Origin of the sequence: Methanococcus vannielii SB (assembly GCF_000017165.1) — an archaeon.
Taxonomy (GTDB): Archaea; AGJL01; Methanococci; order Methanococcales; family Methanococcaceae; genus Methanococcus; species Methanococcus vannielii.
Window position 1 is genome coordinate 1,481,080 of record NC_009634.1, and the last position, 17,422, is coordinate 1,498,501.

Consider the following 17,422-nt stretch of genomic DNA (forward strand, 5'->3'; position numbering starts at 1 on the left):
CTATTGTTTAATTCCTATTGTATAATTAGAATAAATAGTAATATATATACTAAAAATTAATATTATTTTAATTATAACGGGGTGAATTCATGGTTTATAAAAAAATTGTGATACCAACAGATGGATCAAACATCTCTATTGAAGCAGCAGAAACCGCAATAGAAATTGCAAAGTGTTCGGGCGGTAGAGTTTATGGAATATATGTAATAGATATAGTTCCATTTGTAGGCCTTCCTACTGAAGGTCTTTGGGAGAGTATGAAAGAAATTTTGGAAAAAGAAGGGCAAACGGCACTCAAAAAAATAGCCGATATTGCAAAAGAAAAAGGTGTTGATATAAGGACTGAAATTTTGGAAGGCACTCCTGCAAAAGAAATAGTTGATTACGCAGAATCAAAAAATGCAGATCTTATTTCTATGGGGACAACTGGAAAAACAGGACTTGATAAATTGCTTTTAGGTAGCGTTGCAGAACGTGTTTTAAAGAAGACAAATTGTCCAGTACTTTTGGTAAAAAGTAAGGAATAACTTTTAAAAATAAATTGGCACTATTTTAAAAAGCTAATAACCATTAAATTATTTTTAAAAGAGGGCATTTTGAATAATTTTCTTTTTTCTTATAATAATTTTTACCGTGCTCCACTAAAAGTGCATGGTATTCTTGATAAATTTCAAGGCTTTTTGGAAGACTATTTTCAAATAATTCCTTTATGTCGTTATATTTTGCATTTTCGTTAATTAACTTTAAATTAAGCAATATTCTTTTAGTGTATGCATCAACCACAAAATTTGGTATTTTAAACCCGTAAAGAAGCATTGAATCAGCAGTTTCAGGCCCGATTCCTTTTATAGATAGAAGTTCGTTTCTAGTGGGGGTTAGTTTACAGTCGATAAAAAACTCTGAAAATATCTTTAAATATTCTGATTTTTGATTGTAATAGCCACTTGGTTTAATTGCTCTTTTTAACAGGTTAATATCTAAATTAAGCATATTTTCAGGAGTAATTTCCATTAATTCGTTTATATTTTGTATTGATTTCTCAACAGAGGTGTAAACGGTATTTTGGGTTAAAATTGCACATATACATATCTCAAAACACTGATTTCTTGTTTTAGGATATGAATAATCATTTGGATGGTACCTTGTTACTGAACCAGTTTTAGTTAAATTTATACTATTGACACTTAAAATTGGCCACCACCCTTGAGGCCCATATTTGGCATATAAATGTTTATAAATTTCAAAAATTAAAGTTTTCATATTAACCATGCAATTATATTGGTATTTATGCTAGGGTTTAGGGAGAATAAAGAAAGTACTATAAAAAATAAAAAATAACTATCCCTATCTACACCATCAGTACTTAAGTATAAATTATTGTAAACTGTTATCTGTTATATTTGTATTTATTAAAGGTGAAAATATGCTTGTAATGGCAGGTCTTGGACTTTACGATGAATTAGATGTTACCCTTAAAACAGTTGAATTTGCAAAGAAAGTTGATAAAATTTACGCTGAATTTTACACCGCAATTCTAACTGGAACAACGATTGAAAAGATAGAAAAAACGCTTCAAAAGGAAATTACTGTTTTAAACAGGGAAAAAGTTGAGTACGAAACAAATAAATTAATTGAAGAGGCAAAAGAAAAAGATATAATGTTTTTAACTGCTGGAGACCCCATGGTTGCAACAACTCATGTTGATATCGCAGTTGAAGCAAGAAAAAAAGGAATTGAGGTTATAATTTTAAATGCACCGTCAATTTATTCTGCAATAGGAATTACTGGTTTACAACTCTATAAATTTGGAAAAACAACGTCAATTGTATTTCCAGAGCCGAATTATTTTCCAGAAACTCCTTATGATGTAATAAAAGATAATTTAAGTTTGGGATACCACACATTGTGTCTTTTGGACATTCAGACCGACAAACAGAAATTCATGACCGCAAACGAAGGTTTATCTGTACTTTTAGAAATCGAGGAGAAAAGAAAAGAAAAAATAATAGATGAAAATACGAAAGTATTAGTTGTTGCAAGGGCAGGAAGTATTAAACCAGGGCTTTTTTATGGTAAAATTAAAGATTTAATAAAACACGACTTTGGAACTCCACTACACTGTGTTATTATCCTTGGAAAACTTCATTTCATGGAAACTGATGCTTTAAAATATTTATTTGAAAATATTTAACCATGTTTCATAAATTTCCCAATTTCAGAAGAGGTTATACATAAATAATCTCTATTAGTAAGTGCTAAGATGTAAAAAAAGTGCATAAGGTATTTTACGTTTGAATCAACGTTTAAATAATATTTAAAAGATAATTTAACACCTAAATGGTAAATGTTATCATTAGTAGATAGACAATTTTAATATGCTCTTTCATTTTTTCTAAAAACCTATCTTTTTTCTTTATATAATTCTTATTTTTAAAGTTAATAAAAAAATCTGTTTTTAGACAAATGTTTTAAAAATTCAAAAGAATTTTTCAGTCTCAGAGCTCATACGGTTCGTCATTATTGAATCGAGTTCAATTCGGAGCTGGTTATTTTCATCATCGACTGAGATATTAAAACAATCAAAATAATTTAAAATACCTCTTTTATATATTTAATTTAAACATATGCATTATAAGTTAAAATTTTAATTTAGTGATTTTTATGAAATTTTTAATTCTTGATGGATACACTGATGAACCCGCAGGACTTGGGGTACCCCCATACATTGGCACGTATCCAAGATATACTGCAGGAGTGCTTTATAAATTTAAACATGAAGTAGATTATATAACAATCGATAAAATAAGAAAAGAAGTTAAAACTGGATATGATTTCAATAGATACGACTGTGTAATTGCAATTTGTGGGTTTCATACTCCGGGAAAATATTTGAATGCAAATCCTGCAACTTTAAGAGAATTCGTATCTTTACTTTACAACTTCAAAGGTTTAAAAATTTTAGGAGGCCCCGTTGCAACTAAATTTGGTTCATCCCTTGAAGGCGGGAAAATAAAAGATGAATCCAATTTAAAGTATTTCTTTGACGTGGTATCTGAAGGGGATTTAGAAGCAGTACTACATGATTTAGCACTAAATAATTTTAATCCTGAAAAAATCGATAATAAAAGGCTTAGAACTTATGAAGAACTTGATGATTTCATAAAATACGGGACGAAAATTGTAAAACTTCACCCCAATTACCCAAATATTATTGCAGAAATAGAAACTGCAAGGGGTTGTTCTCGTGCACATAGTGGTGGATGCAGTTTTTGTACCGAACCAAAACGATATGGAACTCCAAAATTTAGAAATTCTGAAAATATAATTTTTGAAGTGAAAAACCTTTATGAAAATGGTATAGAATATTTTAGAATCGGAAGACAGCCGTGTATATTTTCATATATGGCAAAAGATGATAGTGAAGAGATTCCTAAACCAAATGTATTTGAAATTGAAAAATTATTTAGGGGAATAAATGCAGTTTCAAAGCCAAAAGTTCTACATATTGATAATGCAAACCCTTCTGTTATTTCAAGACATGAAAAGGAAGGAAGGGAAATTGCAAAAATTTTAGTAAGATACTGTACTCCAGGAAATGTTGCAGCATTTGGCGTTGAAAGCTTTGATGAACGAGTAATTTTGAAAAATAATCTTTTAACTGAACCAGAGGATATTTTAAATGCAGTTAACATTTTAAATGAAATTGGTGGAATGCGTGGAGAAAACGGTATGCCATATTTGCTTCCTGGAATAAACCTACTTTTTGGATTAAAGGGCGAATCAAACGAAACTTTTGAAATAAACTATAATTATTTAAAAGAAATATATAACTCTAAAAATTTAATTCGAAGAATAAATATAAGGCAGGCAGTTCCATTTTTTGGAACTGATTTAAATCTAAAAGACATTGAAAAAGCAAAAAAAAGAAAGAATCTCTTTGTAAAATTTAAAGAAAGAATAAGAACTGAAATTGATAATCCGATGTTAAAACGAGTACTTTTTGAAGGTACGGTTTTAAAGGATGTATTTATCGAATTAAAAGAAAAAGAAAATCTGTATTTTGGAAGGCAGTTTGGAAGCTACCCAATATTAGTTGGAATCACTGAAAAAAACTTGGAAATTGGAAATTTTGTTGACATTAGGGTAACTGGCTATGGTAGGCGCTCAATAACTGGAAAAGTTGTAAAATAGGGTTTATTTATTTTTTTTATTGAATATATATTTTACAACCTCTTTCATCACGTCAATAATTTTTTTTGTTGTGATATATGATATTGCATTTTGGTGATAGTCAATTGATACATATTCTTCAGCGATTTTTGCATTTTTCTGGGCAAGCTGTAGTGCAACTAAATGTTCTACACTGTATCCTTCCCCAAAATAAATTCCGTGCAAGAAGCTACTTTTTATTACTCTAAATCCGCACTGTATGTCTTTGAAGATATGGGCCCTTCTAGAAAATGCTGAAACTGTAAGTGACATTATAAAACTTGCTAAAAAATTTGAAAACTGCCTATGAAGTGGAATGTTTTTATATTTTCTAACTCCAAAAACAGCATCAGCATTTTCAGTTTCCATTTTTTTAATTAGTAACGGAATGTCTTTTGGCTTATGCTGGTAATCCCCATCCATATAAATTATTGTATCATATCCTAACCTAATTGCATAATTAGTCCCCTCTTCAAGAGCTTTAGACTTTCCTTCATTTTTTCTTTTATATATTGGAAAAATTTTATTTTTAAATTCGTTTTTTTCTAAAAATTCTTCAATTATTTTTCTTGTTTTATCCAAACTTCCATCGTCTACAACAACTGTATCAATATCTAAATTACTTAGTTCCTTTAAAACAGAAATAATGTTTTTTTCTTCGTTATATGCTGGAATGACCGCAATCATCTTATCACATTAAAAAAGTAAAAATAATTAATCTTTTGCGTATGCAATAACTGCACCAAATACTATACCGAGAATAAGCCCCCCTAGTATATAATATATACTACCATGCCTTATTAGTGGCTTTTTTGCAGTCTTTTCTAAAACTTCAGTACTATTTTTGTCGATTAAATTATTCAGTGGATCGGATGTTTCATTTTTTAATATCTCAATAATTGTTTCATTCTGAATTTCAACTGAGTTTACTTCTTTTTGAATTTCTTTTGAAGTGACGTTTTGAATTACTATTTTTTCAATTATCCTAACTCCCGCATCAGGAACTACGGATATTTCAAAAATTTCAACTGAACCAATCAATTGCCCGTTTTGGAAGTGTCTTTTTAATAGTTGAATTTGGTAATTTCCAACTTCTGTTGCAGTACCCTTAAAAACTTTGAAAATGGATTCCCCTTTTTTTATACTACTTAAATTATATTTGTAGCTATCAAAAACTATTTTATCATCTGAAAGTATGTTTGTACTGAAATTTTCGACATTTTCAGGGGCAGTCCACTGAAATATCAAGTATACGCTATCATTTACTCTAATTTCACTAGGTATTAATTCTGAAGCACAAACGTTCATAACCATTATTAAAAAAAGTACTGAAAAGGTAATTATTTTTTTCATAGTCCCCCTCTACTGCGTTTTGATTTTCTTGAGTCGCTCTTGTAATTTGCTGACTTCATCGCTAGTTAACCGGGTTGATTGCCTAATACCTTCAAGTTCAGTCTTTAAAACAACGAGTTTCATGAACAAAAAAACGTTTAGAACAATGCTCAATAAAACTAAAATTGTTAGTACTGCGGGATCTAAAATCATTTTTTCCGGCCTCCAAATACGCCTTTAAAGAATTTTTTAACAAAAGACTCTTTAGCTTTCTTTTCGGGAATATATTTTTTACCAACCAGTTTTGCAGCAAGTTCAATTATCGCTTGTGATGCTATTGAATCGCTATGTTTTAAAATAATTGGGACTCCAAAGGCAGAACTTCTTCTAACATTTGGATCTTCAGGCACTATGCCAATGATTGGAACTTCTAAAATTGTTTCAATAGACCTTGCACTTAATTCTGAACTATCTTCAGTAACTCTATTTACAATTGCACCTAAAACATTAGTTTCAACACGGTTTGCTATAGATACGACTTTTAACGCATCAGATATTGATGAAATTTCAGGGTTAACAACGATTATTAGCTGTTCTGCCGCAGAAATTGCGGTTAACGCTTCTTTTCCAATTCCAGCAGGGCAGTCAATTAAAAGTATTTCACACTCTTCTTCTAACTTACTAAGTACTTCAAGAAGTCTTTCAGGTCTTGCTTTTTTAAATGAATCAAGGGAAACTCCGGCAGGGACTACTTTTACGCCTGCAGGGCCCTCATAAATAGCACTTTTAATGTCATGAGTTCCTGCAAGAACGTCATTTAATGTAATTGGTCGCCCTTCTATACCCATTACAAGTTCTAGATTGGCCATTGAAATATCCGCATCAATTACGGTTACTTCCTTACCAAATTGGGATAGTGCAACAGCTAAATTTGCACAGGTTGTTGTTTTTCCAGTTCCCCCTTTCCCTGACGCTACTGCAATAGTTATTGCCATGCTTTCACAACCTTTAAATTAATCTTTCTTTAGTTATAATAGCTTAAAACATTATATATGACATACTATATACGTTTTTATGTTTTATTAGGATGTATATTATTTAACGAATTTAAAATCGACAAATATCTATCTTCAATGCGTTCAACAGTACTTAAACCATATTTATGTGTTTTCAAAACAATTTTTAAGTCAAAATTTGAGGCATTTTTTAAATTTAAATCATAATCTGGAACAATTAATATATTTTTTTCAAAAGGGTATCTATTAAATCCTAAGTCATTGATTATTTTTTCAATAAATTTTGAATTTGAAGTTACATTATATCCAAAATTTAAAATAAAATCTCGATTTTTAGTTTTTAAATCTAAATCTTTCTTTTTTAAGTAATTTATGGATTCATCAATCGTTTTTAAATCTCCGATTTCTAACCTTTTAAAATTTTCAAGAGTTTCAATTAATTCTAAAAATGTGGCAGATTTTACTTCCATTATTTCTGAATCCGGATTAAATAATCTAACTTTATCAAAATAGCCGTTCGATATAATTAAAATATCACTATTACAGTAATTATTATATGGTTCTACTATTTTAAAATCAGAAATTCCTAAAAAATTAGGAATATCAAAATACATTTTAGAAACTCCAATCATTTACCACACCAGGCAATGTTTTACATTAATCAATATACTAAATAAAACTAAATAACTATTAGTGTTTATTAAATATCTACTAAGTTATAATATTTCTGATTTTATTAAAAATACAAAATGGCAAATTCAAGTTTTAATATGGATATAATAAGTTAAATCTCAAATTAATTTTATACCTTTTAAATTACGGATTTTATTGACACAAAGGGGCTAAAATGGTTCAAAGTTTCCATAGTTTTGAGAAAATAGTGGCATCTTTTGTAATAATATTCCTTATTGGATTTTTAATGCTGCGGACAAAGCAATCAAAAACGCCAGTATGGGTAGTAATGGCTTTATCATCTTCAATAATGGTTTTTTCAAATTTAGTTCCACCGGACGAGATAATAAATTCAATAGACTTTGAAGTGATTTTATTTTTATTAGGGATGTTTTCAATTGTTGCAGTTATTGAACAAAGCGGGCTTTTAGCTTATTCAATATCAAAAATCATCAAATTTGCAAAAAATAATTCAGTATATAAAATTTCGATATTTTTATCATTGGGAGTTGGAATTTTCTCCGCATTTTTAATTAACGATACACTTGCATTTATGGGGGCACCAATAATTTTTGCACTAGCAAGAGTAATTAAAATTGACCCAAAGCCATTATTTTTCGTAATGGCATTTGCAATAACGATAGGTTCAGTAATGAGCCCAATTGGAAACCCTCAAAATATGCTGATTACAACACAATCTGGTTTAAAAGCTCCATTTTTAGAATTCTTTTTATATCTTGGAATTCCAACACTATTGAACCTTTTAATAACTCCGATTATTATTCTAAGAAGTTACCGTATAAAAAATGATAAAAAAGTAGAATATTTAAACACTTTTGAAGGAGAGATTAAAAATAAAAATGATGCTGTTTTAGGCGTTTTAGCGCTTTTGGGAATTATAACTGCTCTTATCGTAAACGATATTTTAAGTATTGGTGGAAATATTTTATTTTCAAATCGGGGCGTTATACCGTTTGTTGTTGCAACTTTAACATATTTCTTCCTTTCAAATCCTAGAAACGTACTAAGGGGAATTGATTTTGGTGCAATAATATTTTTCATTACAATGTTTATTACAATGAACGGCGTTTGGAAAAGTGGATTGTTTCAAGGACTTTTTAACACGCTGGTTCCCGGCCCAGAAAACGTTTTTGAAAGCTATTTTGCAATAGTATTTTTATCATTGACAGTAAGCCAATTTATAAGTAACGTTCCATTTACGAAACTTTTTACAAGCTACCTAATTTTGGCAGGTTACACATCAAATCACACTTATGCATGGCTTAGTCTTTCAATGGCAAGTACTATTGCAGGAAATTTGACGATTCTTGGTGCCGCATCAAATATAATAATTCTTGAAGGGTTAGAATCAAGATACCGGTTTACAACTTCATTTTTTGAATTTTTAAAACTTGGAGTAGTTGTTACACTGGTTAATTTGGCAATATATTCTCCATTTTTAATTTTTGGAGCGTATATCAGTTGAATTTTTAATTTAATGGCTATCCAATAACCATTATTTAAAATAATTTTGGATAAAAATAATAAATAAATAAATAAATAAATAAATAAATAAATAAATAAATAAATAAATAAATAAATAAATAAATAAATACTTTTAAATTTTTCGAGTTTAATATATTTCAAAACATATACTCATTATAAAATTATTTTTTCAAGTTTATCGACTGCATTTACTACATCTTCTGTTTTTACACCTATTGCAGCATTCATTACAATATAATCATAGATGTAGTTTCCAGTATAGCAATTTCCAAATTTGTCTGTTTTTGTTACGCCTCTTGGGCCCGTTACTCTTAAATTATATAGTTTTGCAGCAATTTCTACGGGGTTAGAATTTACTGAAATACATGACGCAATTGGGCTTTCTGAATCTAACAATTTATTCCCTGTTTTTTTTGATAAATCATACAATAAATCGTCCAATAGCTTTTTACTGCTTTTTTGATTTTTCATAAGTTCGATATAATTTTTAGATCCTATCGAAAGTAGTGAAACTAGGGTACTTACAATTGGCGTTGCAGATGCCCTTCCAGGATAGCAGTGAGAAATTTCTTTTAAAAAGTCCTGATTTTTTGAAAATATAATTCCTCCGCCAATTGGGGTAAGTAAGTTTTTATCACTCGAACTTACAACTGCATCGATTCGGTATTTAAATGCTTTTTTCAGCTTTTCGATGTAAAAATTATTCTGTAAAGCGTAAGCCCCATTAACTATATGGGGAATGTCATAAATTTCGCAAATTTTTGATATTTCTAAAATATCATCGCTATTTCTTGGCGGAAAAAATGTAAGTGTACTTAAAATGCAAGGATTATTCCCTAGCTCAATTTCTTTTTTAACCGCACTTTCTATCTCCTCAACCGGAACATATACTTTATCTCCATCTAAAACCGTTTCAACAAGTCTCATCTTCATACCTGCAAATGAAACGGCTTTTATTGGACTTTTATGTGCAGCATAAGGATAAATTACAACATTTGATGCATATTTTTTTCTAGCTGCACATAAACATAGTGAAATAGACATTCCAGTAGATACCGGTGTTGAAATTCCATATACGTCTATTCCAAGCGTTTTTAAGAAGCTTTCAAGGATTTTATTTGTAAGCGAATACATTATACTTGCACCGGGTGCTTTTGGCTGAGGATCTATTAAATTTCCGCTTCTACCAACCCCGTGACAGAATCCATATGATAGTTCATCATGAACACTTGAAACAATTCTAGCTTCTCTTTCACCAATTCTAATAGATTTTGGGTCTTTATCTGTATCCATCATTGAAAGAAACCGTAAAAAAAGTCTTATTTTTTCATTGCTAAGCCCATTTTCCGGAATTTTTCGATGGTTAAATATATCTTCAATTTCCTTTAAATTTTCGGAAAATACCAATTCCCCTCTTTTTTCCATATTTTTTGGAATCAATCCGCTAACATTAAAATCAAGCATTCTATCACTTTTTAAATTAACTGAGTAATTAATATATCCCTTAGCGATTTTTTCGATTGTAATTAGTATTAAATACCCGAATGATTAAATAGTTTTAGATTAACTACAAGTTTAAAATTACATTTTTTTATGGATTTATATAATTTTTCAGGTGATTTTATGTTGTTCATTGCCTTTGCACCCTTTGGAGCATTTGCATTTGAGGAAACTTCGAAAAACGGCGAATACTCAATAGAAGATATTAAATACTATAAAATATTTGATAATGTCGAAATTCCAAAAATTATGTATGATTTTAGGCAGGCTAATTTCGAAATTATTGGTGAAATAAAAAAAGAATGGGAAATTGAAGAAGTAGATGTGAATGTTGAATACACTAGTTCAAAAATAAATCCTACGGGGGAGTTTATTAGGAACAACCTATTTGAAATTGGGAAACATTACGGGATTTTTGAAGATAATGAAGACTTTTTAATAAAAATGAATGAATGGGGAACCCAATTTACAAAGTTAATGATGAAAAAATCATCGGAACAAAAAGATAAATTGATAGTACAGACAGTAAATGCTCTTGATAACCTTGATGAAACATTAAACTTGTTTTCTGAAAGACTTAGGGAATGGTATTCACTGTATTTTCCAGAAATGGATAGTTTAATTAAAAAACACGATATTTACGTTAAATTAGTTTCTGAATATGGTGACAAGGAAGAATACACGAGAACAAGTCTTAAAAAAACAATGCCTTCAAATATTGCAAGAACGATTTCTCTTGCGGCAAAAGAGTCAATGGGGGCAGACGTATCAGAATACGACCTTGAAATAATGAAAAACCTTGCAAATGAAATAAATGGAATGTATGAATACCGTGAAAAGTTACAAGAGTACTTAGAAGCTTCAATGAAGGAAATTGCGCCGAATTTAACTAAACTTGCAGGTGCTTCAATTGGTGCAAGATTAATAAGCCTTGCTGGGGGAATGGAACGGCTTATAAAACTTCCAGCGTCAACTATTCAGGTAATTGGTGCAGAAAAAGCATTATTTGCACACTTAAGGGAAAGAGCAGCACCTCCAAAACATGGTATAATATTCCAACACCCCCTTATTCAGGGAAATCCGTGGTGGATTCATGGAAAAGTTGCAAGGGCAATTTCATGTAAAATTTCTATTGCAATAAGGGCGGACGTTTTTGGAAATGACATTTCAGAAATGCTTTTTGAAGATATGAATAAAAAAGTTGAAATGATAAAGGAAAAATTCCCAGAACCGACCAAAAAGAGAAGACCAAGGCCTGACACAAGAGACTTTAAAGGTAAAGGCGGGCCTAAAAGAGATGATGGAAGGCCAAGAGATGGAAAGCCATTTAATAAGCCAAAAAGTGGTGAAAAAGATGGAAAACCACGAGATGGAAAACCACGGGGAAATAAGCCGTTTGGTGAAAAGCCAAGGGGAGATCGGAAAAAAGATGATGGAAGGCCAAGAGATGGAAAGCCATTTAATAAGCCAAAAAGTGGTGAAAAAGATGGAAATAGGCCAAAACCACAAAATGAAAGAACAGGCGAAAAAAGAGGCGGACCGCCAAAACCTAAAATGGAAAGAAAAGTAATTGGAAAAACTTCTTCACAAAATTAAGAACTGGTGGTGAATTAAATGGAAAAAATAAAAGTAAAAGAAATATTTAGTAACGTTTACGGCGTAGACCTTGGAGACGGATTAAAAAGAATTGCTACAAAATCTTTAGCTCCTGGAAAACGAGTTTACGGGGAAAAATTAATTTATTCTGAAAATAAAGAATATAGGATATGGAACCCAAATAAAAGTAAGCTTGGAGCGGCAATAATAAATGGTTTAAAAAAAATGCCTATAAAAAAAGGAACAAAAGTGCTGTATTTGGGGGCTTCTGCAGGAACTACTCCTTCACACGTTTCAGACATTTCTGAAGATACAATAGTTTATGCAGTAGAATTTGCACCAAGAATAATGAGAGAATTTATAGATTCATGTAATGAGAGAATAAATTTAATTCCTATTTTAGGGGATGCAAATAGGCCTTTTGAATATTCGAATATCGTTGGAAAAGTAGATGTAATATTTGAAGATGTTGCCCAGCCAAATCAGGCAGAAATTTTAGTTAAAAATGCAAAATGGTTTTTAAATAAAGATGGATATGCAATGATATCAATTAAGGCAAGAAGTATAGATGTTACTAAAAATCCAAAAGAAATATTTTTAGAACAAAAAAAGATACTGATTGAAGGCGGATTTGATATAGTTGATGAAATAAACATTGAACCCTTTGAAAAAGACCATATAATGTTTGTTGGAATCTGGAAAGGAAATTAATATTTTAATACCTATTTTTTTAAAATTTTTTTACAGTTATTTTTTAACGCTATTAAAAATTTCTTTTTTAATCAATATATAGATAATCTATCAGTTCTTTATTTTTAGCTTTATATAGTTAGATATTAATAAATTATAATATTGACATAATTGGGGCGTGGAATTTTGAAAACTATAGTATTATCACTCGATGGACTTTTAGATGATGTTTACGAAGAATTGGGGAATAAGACGCCATTGGAATATGCAAATACTAAAAATTTAGATAAAATACTGCAAAATGGTTCGTGCGGATTGATGAATTCTTACATGGCAGGAGTTCCAAAAATTTCGTATGAAGATACGTTCGTAATTTCTGGATATCCTAAGGAATTATTTCCAGGTATGGGCGTTATAAAGGCACTTGGGGAAGATTTAGAAATTAAAGATAATACTATATATATGGAATGTTTTTTTGTACCTGTTTTAAAGGATGAAGATGGATTTAGAGTTATTAATCGGGTTAATAATGATATTTTAGAAGACGACCTCAATAAAATTAGGGACTGTATTCCAAATTACTACGAAGGATACGAATTTCACTTACAAAAATGCAAAAATAGCACTTGTGTAATTTCAATGTCAGACAAAAGTGGCTGGATATCGGATAAAATTTCTGATAGTGACCCGTATTTTCAAGGCAGGCACGTACAAAAAATAGTTCCAGTTAAGGAATTATGCAGTACTGAACCAGAATACCGCCGTGCAGAAAGTACTGCAAATGCTTTAAATAAATTTTTATTAAGAATACATAAACTGCTTGACTCAAACGAAGTAAATGAAAAAAGAAAAAGACGTGGAAAATACCCAATAAACTTTATGCTTACAAAATTTGCAGGTAAGCAAGTTGAACTTCCTTCGTTTCAAGAAAAAACAGGAATGAAAACAATTTCAATTTCCGACTTTAGTCAGGCAAAAGGTTTTTCAAAACTTTTAAAATGGGATTATTTAATTGTAAATGATTCAAAAGAAGTTTTTCAAAACTCTATTAAATATTTAGAATATTATGACCTTATTTATGCAAAAACAACATATTTAAAAGACTCTTGTTTAAAATATGCTCCTTTTGAAAAAGTTTCCGAAATAGAAAAACTCGATTCATATCTTGAGCCATTTACTAACCTTGAGAATGTATTAATTATTATAACTTCAAATAAAGTTTATCCATTTTTAGGAACACTTGTAAATTCTGGTGACCCTTATTCCATAATAGTTTCTGGGAAAAATGTAAGGCGGGACGATACTCCAACTTTTAATGAAAAGAATTGTTATAAAGGTAATTTAAGAATAAAATATGATGAATTATTGAATATAATATTAAATTATACCAATAAGGCACTACTAAATGGCCTTAGGCCTGGCCCAAATTTAATAAAATATATACCAAATGATGAAGATTTAGAGCACTTACAGTGACCTTAATTAAATTTTTTTAAATAATTTATCAAATCTTCCACTTTTTCAAATTTTAACGGGTAATCAATTTTTGGACGGTTTACAATTATTGGGATTGCCCCTGCTAGCAGTGCACCAGAAACTTTTTCATAAATTCCGCCAGTTTTACCGCTATCCTTAGTTATAATTACATCACAATTATAATCCTTTATTAAATTATAATTTAGTTCTTTAGAAAATACGCCTTGCATTGCAACTATATTTTTTGAAGGAACAATTTTTAAAGCATCAATTATCGATACAGGCAGTATTCTAACAATTAATCTTTCTAAAGGGATTAATTTTGAAATCGATTCTAAATTTTTTATTCCTGCCATATAAAATATATTTTTTTTAGAAATACTTAACGCTAATTTAGATGCTTTTTCAAAACTATCCACATAATATGCGTTTTCAAAAGTTTCAACGGGTCTTTCATAACGAATATATGGAATATTTAATTCTTTGGAAACATTTATGCCCGTTTCACTTGCATTCACTGAAAAAGGGTGCGTTGCATCCAAAAAAATAGATATTTCGTTTTCAACAAGCATTTTTTTTAAATTTTCACGAGTCATTTTTTCTGAAATTACGTAATCAGCATAACTTTTCGCAATTTCCCCGCCAAGTTCTGTTGTTGTTGTAACGATTAAAAATACATTTTTAAAATTTCTTTTAATTTCTTTTGAAATTTTTTCTGCATCGCTCGTTCCGCCTCGAATCCATATCTTCATGATTTTCACGTAAAATACTTTAATATTTTAGTATGACTTTCAAATTTCAACAATACTAATACTCCCATCAGCATTATTTATTAGTGTATAATATACTGAACCGCCACCACCTGCTTTAATAAGTGTTATATTTACATCATTGCCTTTAAAATCAACTAATAATTGTGAAGAGCTTGGATTTTTAGAATCCTTTGAAACACTGTATTTTATTGGATTTTTTTCAGGATTATTTGCCGATATTATAAATTTGTTAATGTATTGTGGGATTGGTACTTCAGTTCCCGTATTTAATAATAATGAATTAAGATTACTTGTCCTAAATGTAACTTCGCTAGCGTATCCAGTAACTGGATCGGGATAAACACTTACATGCGTACTTTTAGTTCCATTTATAAGTATTAGTCCTTTATCGCCTTTTTCAATATTGTACCTATATTCGATGTCTTTTCTTGTGTCATTTATATGAAGTTCAAAGTTTTGAATAGATCCTGTTGGGGTAATACTAAGCCCTGAAATATTTAATGAAAATCCAAATTTTTCATCTTCAGTAGTAACTCCCCCAATAGTAATTGCTCCAAAAACGTTTTTTCTAACTTCATTTATTGGACTTGATTCAAAAGTAGATTTGGTCATTTGAACAGAAACAAGAGTTCCAACAAGTAAAACTGCCATCAATAAAATAATAAATTCTATGGAAATTTGGCCCCTTAAAAGTTTTGCCATATAAATCCCCTCTTTAAAATTAAAATAATATCCCGTATAAAAATAGAATTTTAAAGAATAAATATTTAATTAAAAGAATTTTAGTTATTGAAAAGTAATATCTACATTATTTGTTGTAGCACCATATCCTGTAGTTCCTGCACCTGCATCATAATGAATAGTAATTTTATATCCAGAATTTTTACTTCCGGAAACCAAAAATCGTATACCTTGAGGAATGTTTGAAACAATTTTAATTTGTTTATTTGCCATTTCAACTGGAACTTTTGAGTATATCGTTTCTGAAAGGTTAGATGTTCTTAATAAAAAATGACTAAAATGGTAGTCTAATGGGGTACTATCGCCAATAAATTCAATTTCTTTTGCGTCATACCAAGTATCGGTCTTAGGATTGTTTATTTTTTTTCCAGAAATATCTAATCCTGTAATATCTTTTATATCTGTAATTTTTAAGTTATCGACATATATATTTACACTCGAATAGGTATCTTCATCATTATCGTCATCTTCATCAACGTTTATTTTAACTCCTGTCGCATTAAGTTCAATATTAAAATTGTTTCCATTGTCTCTTCTAATTTTTATCAGCATTGGGGAAATTTCTTTAACTTCTACCGTGAATTTTTTACTATTTTTATCAACAGGTGTTTCATTTACCAATAAAGTTGTTTGTGAAGGTTGTTTTATTCGTATAATTAATTTTGTTATATTAAATTCAACGGTATTCCCCCTAATAATTGGGTAATCTTCACCGCCAATATACAGCCCCTTGTCAGAACCTTTCTTTTTTAATTCAATTACTCTTCCATCTTCTAAAACTGCACTAAACTTGTTATTTTTTTCAGAACCCGTGGGATTTACCGGTGCATTAATATATATTCTAGTATATTTTAAAGATTCATCTTCCCCAGTATCTTCTTCTTCTTCTTCGGATTCATCTTCATTACCCTCTTCTTCAGTATTTTCATTATTTCCAGATTCTGAAGTTACCGTACCTTCCGAATTTATAAATGCAGAAAATGTAGATTTTTTTACATTTGAAATTTCATTATACTCCCCACTATCCGAAAGCATGTTTGAAGTAAGAAGTGCGCCTCCAAGAAGTACTGCAAAAATTAGTACTATAAGCTCAATTGAAAGCTGGGCTCTTTTTTTAAATGGCATAATTATCATCCTAAAAAACATTTTTAAAATTTCAACACCCTTATTAAATTACTATTCTATACTAAATATATGTTTTCAAAAATATAAAAATGTTATGTGGCAATTTATTAAAAAAAAGCTAAAATGTTGATATTTGCATTTTATAATTTTTAGCACTTTCTTTTGGATTTTCACTTTCATATATTGCTCGTCCAATAATAACATAGTCATTTTCATCTAAAACATTTAAAACTTCTTTTAAATCTCCACCCTGTGCACCAACGCCCGGAGAAATTATAAATAAATCTCCAACAATTTTTTTAAGCTCTTTTAACCTTTCTACTCTTGTTGAAGGTGCAACAATTCCATCAACCTTTAAATTCTTTGCCATATCTGCCATATCATTTGCTACGTTTTTTAAATATTCAGTAGCTCCCGGATGCGACATTTCAGTTACAACTATTACTTTTTTATTTTTTTTCCTTGCAATGTTTAAAATTGCAGAAACGCTATCTTTACCAACAAAACCCTGACATATTATCCCGTCAGCGTAATTTAGAGTCAATTCTGCTATTTTTTCATTTGTTGAAGGAATATCCGCAACTTTAAAATCGCAGATTACTTCTTTACCTGTAAGATTTTTTATTTTTTCAATAATTTTTAAATCAGTACCTAAAACTAATGGATACCCTATTTTTATTGAATCGATATATTCACAAGTTTCTTCTGCAATTTTTAATGCGTTTTTTTCATCTAATACATCGAGTGCGAGCATTAACTTTATCAAATTACCACCGCCATAATTAA

18 protein-coding genes are annotated in these 17,422 nt (G+C 29.9%); 7 read left to right on the forward strand and 11 right to left on the reverse strand.

The annotated features are described in order from the left end of the window. Window positions 1-89: 89 nt before the first annotated feature. Window positions 90-527: a universal stress protein gene (locus MEVAN_RS07510; RefSeq protein WP_012066265.1), complete on the forward strand. Its 438-nt coding sequence runs from the start codon at window positions 90-92 to the stop codon at window positions 525-527. Window positions 528-570: 43 nt separating this feature from the next. Here the strand turns inward: MEVAN_RS07510 and MEVAN_RS07515 are convergent, their stop codons facing one another. After that, on the reverse strand, window positions 571-1,269 hold the full coding sequence (locus MEVAN_RS07515; protein ID WP_012066266.1) for an endonuclease III domain-containing protein: 699 nt from the start codon (window positions 1,267-1,269) through the stop codon (window positions 571-573). A 154-nt stretch (window positions 1,270-1,423) separates the two neighbouring features. Between MEVAN_RS07515 and dph5 the strand changes: the two genes are divergently transcribed. Further along, entirely contained in the window at window positions 1,424-2,191 is a 768-nt protein-coding gene (dph5, locus tag MEVAN_RS07520) for a diphthine synthase (protein ID WP_012066267.1), read from the forward strand. Window positions 2,192-2,661: 470 nt separating this feature from the next. Beyond that, on the forward strand, window positions 2,662-4,191 hold the full coding sequence (locus tag MEVAN_RS07525) for a radical SAM protein (protein ID WP_012066268.1): 1,530 nt from the start codon (window positions 2,662-2,664) through the stop codon (window positions 4,189-4,191). Between the two features lie 3 nt (window positions 4,192-4,194). Here the strand turns inward: MEVAN_RS07525 and MEVAN_RS07530 are convergent, their stop codons facing one another. The 5 genes from MEVAN_RS07530 to MEVAN_RS07550 form a co-directional block, all read right to left on the reverse strand. Next, window positions 4,195-4,896, reverse strand: a complete 702-nt coding sequence (locus tag MEVAN_RS07530; RefSeq protein WP_012066269.1) for a glycosyltransferase family 2 protein — start codon at window positions 4,894-4,896, stop codon at window positions 4,195-4,197. A 27-nt stretch (window positions 4,897-4,923) separates the two neighbouring features. Then, window positions 4,924-5,562 carry a hypothetical protein gene (locus MEVAN_RS07535; protein WP_012066270.1) on the reverse strand — a complete coding sequence of 213 codons (639 nt, stop codon included), beginning with the start codon at window positions 5,560-5,562 and terminating at the stop codon, window positions 4,924-4,926. 9 nt (window positions 5,563-5,571) lie between these two features. Next, complete coding sequence (locus tag MEVAN_RS07540) at window positions 5,572-5,754, reverse strand: hypothetical protein (RefSeq protein WP_012066271.1); 183 nt, start codon at window positions 5,752-5,754, stop codon at window positions 5,572-5,574. Continuing rightward, a complete protein-coding gene (gene minD / locus MEVAN_RS07545; RefSeq protein ID WP_012066272.1) occupies window positions 5,751-6,536 on the reverse strand; it encodes a cell division ATPase MinD in 786 nt (261 codons plus the stop codon). Before minD ends, MEVAN_RS07540 begins: the two co-directional genes overlap by 4 nt. A gap of 77 nt (window positions 6,537-6,613) precedes the next feature. Then, window positions 6,614-7,189 carry a hypothetical protein gene (locus MEVAN_RS07550; protein WP_012066273.1) on the reverse strand — a complete coding sequence of 192 codons (576 nt, stop codon included), beginning with the start codon at window positions 7,187-7,189 and terminating at the stop codon, window positions 6,614-6,616. A gap of 215 nt (window positions 7,190-7,404) precedes the next feature. Between MEVAN_RS07550 and MEVAN_RS07555 the strand changes: the two genes are divergently transcribed. Further along, complete coding sequence (locus MEVAN_RS07555) at window positions 7,405-8,715, forward strand: ArsB/NhaD family transporter (protein WP_012066274.1); 1,311 nt, start codon at window positions 7,405-7,407, stop codon at window positions 8,713-8,715. 173 nt (window positions 8,716-8,888) lie between these two features. Here MEVAN_RS07555 and spcS read toward each other — a convergent pair whose 3' ends face one another. Continuing rightward, a complete protein-coding gene (spcS, locus tag MEVAN_RS07560; protein WP_012066275.1) occupies window positions 8,889-10,199 on the reverse strand; it encodes an O-phosphoseryl-tRNA(Sec) selenium transferase in 1,311 nt (436 codons plus the stop codon). Window positions 10,200-10,358: 159 nt separating this feature from the next. On the opposite strand from spcS, the gene MEVAN_RS07565 reads away from it, so the two are divergent. The 3 genes from MEVAN_RS07565 to MEVAN_RS07575 all read left to right on the forward strand — a co-directional run bounded on the left by MEVAN_RS07565 (window position 10,359) and on the right by MEVAN_RS07575 (window position 13,997). Then, complete coding sequence (locus MEVAN_RS07565) at window positions 10,359-11,831, forward strand: hypothetical protein (protein ID WP_012066276.1); 1,473 nt, start codon at window positions 10,359-10,361, stop codon at window positions 11,829-11,831. 18 nt (window positions 11,832-11,849) lie between these two features. Beyond that, window positions 11,850-12,542 (forward strand): fibrillarin-like rRNA/tRNA 2'-O-methyltransferase, encoded by a 693-nt coding sequence (locus MEVAN_RS07570; protein WP_012066277.1) that lies wholly within the window; start codon window positions 11,850-11,852, stop codon window positions 12,540-12,542. 165 nt (window positions 12,543-12,707) lie between these two features. Beyond that, window positions 12,708-13,997 carry an alkaline phosphatase family protein gene (locus tag MEVAN_RS07575; protein ID WP_012066278.1) on the forward strand — a complete coding sequence of 430 codons (1,290 nt, stop codon included), beginning with the start codon at window positions 12,708-12,710 and terminating at the stop codon, window positions 13,995-13,997. Between the two features lie 2 nt (window positions 13,998-13,999). Here the strand turns inward: MEVAN_RS07575 and cobK are convergent, their stop codons facing one another. The 4 genes from cobK to pyrF all read right to left on the reverse strand — a co-directional run bounded on the left by cobK (window position 14,000) and on the right by pyrF (window position 17,402). Beyond that, a complete protein-coding gene (gene cobK, locus MEVAN_RS07580; protein ID WP_012066279.1) occupies window positions 14,000-14,749 on the reverse strand; it encodes a precorrin-6A reductase in 750 nt (249 codons plus the stop codon). Window positions 14,750-14,788: 39 nt separating this feature from the next. Further along, window positions 14,789-15,472 carry a class III signal peptide-containing protein gene (locus MEVAN_RS07585; RefSeq protein ID WP_012066280.1) on the reverse strand — a complete coding sequence of 228 codons (684 nt, stop codon included), beginning with the start codon at window positions 15,470-15,472 and terminating at the stop codon, window positions 14,789-14,791. A gap of 84 nt (window positions 15,473-15,556) precedes the next feature. After that, window positions 15,557-16,636 carry a class III signal peptide-containing protein gene (locus MEVAN_RS07590; RefSeq protein ID WP_012066281.1) on the reverse strand — a complete coding sequence of 360 codons (1,080 nt, stop codon included), beginning with the start codon at window positions 16,634-16,636 and terminating at the stop codon, window positions 15,557-15,559. Between the two features lie 118 nt (window positions 16,637-16,754). After that, window positions 16,755-17,402 (reverse strand): orotidine-5'-phosphate decarboxylase, encoded by a 648-nt coding sequence (pyrF, locus tag MEVAN_RS07595; RefSeq protein WP_048059177.1) that lies wholly within the window; start codon window positions 17,400-17,402, stop codon window positions 16,755-16,757. Window positions 17,403-17,422 lie beyond the last annotated feature (20 nt).

What these genes read in the sequence shown, in the direction of transcription:
- MEVAN_RS07510 (WP_012066265.1), top strand. Translation starts at nt 90, where the DNA reads ATGGTTTATAAAAAAATTGTGATACCAACAGATGGATCAAACATCTCT.
- MEVAN_RS07515 (WP_012066266.1), bottom strand. Translation starts at nt 1,269, where the DNA reads ATGGTTAATATGAAAACTTTAATTTTTGAAATTTATAAACATTTATAT.
- dph5 (WP_012066267.1), top strand. Translation starts at nt 1,424, where the DNA reads ATGCTTGTAATGGCAGGTCTTGGACTTTACGATGAATTAGATGTTACC.
- MEVAN_RS07525 (WP_012066268.1), top strand. Translation starts at nt 2,662, where the DNA reads ATGAAATTTTTAATTCTTGATGGATACACTGATGAACCCGCAGGACTT.
- MEVAN_RS07530 (WP_012066269.1), bottom strand. Translation starts at nt 4,896, where the DNA reads ATGATTGCGGTCATTCCAGCATATAACGAAGAAAAAAACATTATTTCT.
- MEVAN_RS07535 (WP_012066270.1), bottom strand. Translation starts at nt 5,562, where the DNA reads ATGAAAAAAATAATTACCTTTTCAGTACTTTTTTTAATAATGGTTATG.
- MEVAN_RS07540 (WP_012066271.1), bottom strand. Translation starts at nt 5,754, where the DNA reads ATGATTTTAGATCCCGCAGTACTAACAATTTTAGTTTTATTGAGCATT.
- minD (WP_012066272.1), bottom strand. Translation starts at nt 6,536, where the DNA reads ATGGCAATAACTATTGCAGTAGCGTCAGGGAAAGGGGGAACTGGAAAA.
- MEVAN_RS07550 (WP_012066273.1), bottom strand. Translation starts at nt 7,189, where the DNA reads ATGATTGGAGTTTCTAAAATGTATTTTGATATTCCTAATTTTTTAGGA.
- MEVAN_RS07555 (WP_012066274.1), top strand. Translation starts at nt 7,405, where the DNA reads ATGGTTCAAAGTTTCCATAGTTTTGAGAAAATAGTGGCATCTTTTGTA.
- spcS (WP_012066275.1), bottom strand. Translation starts at nt 10,199, where the DNA reads ATGCTTGATTTTAATGTTAGCGGATTGATTCCAAAAAATATGGAAAAA.
- MEVAN_RS07565 (WP_012066276.1), top strand. Translation starts at nt 10,359, where the DNA reads ATGTTGTTCATTGCCTTTGCACCCTTTGGAGCATTTGCATTTGAGGAA.
- MEVAN_RS07570 (WP_012066277.1), top strand. Translation starts at nt 11,850, where the DNA reads ATGGAAAAAATAAAAGTAAAAGAAATATTTAGTAACGTTTACGGCGTA.
- cobK (WP_012066279.1), bottom strand. Translation starts at nt 14,749, where the DNA reads ATGAAGATATGGATTCGAGGCGGAACGAGCGATGCAGAAAAAATTTCA.
- MEVAN_RS07585 (WP_012066280.1), bottom strand. Translation starts at nt 15,472, where the DNA reads ATGGCAAAACTTTTAAGGGGCCAAATTTCCATAGAATTTATTATTTTA.
- MEVAN_RS07590 (WP_012066281.1), bottom strand. Translation starts at nt 16,636, where the DNA reads ATGCCATTTAAAAAAAGAGCCCAGCTTTCAATTGAGCTTATAGTACTA.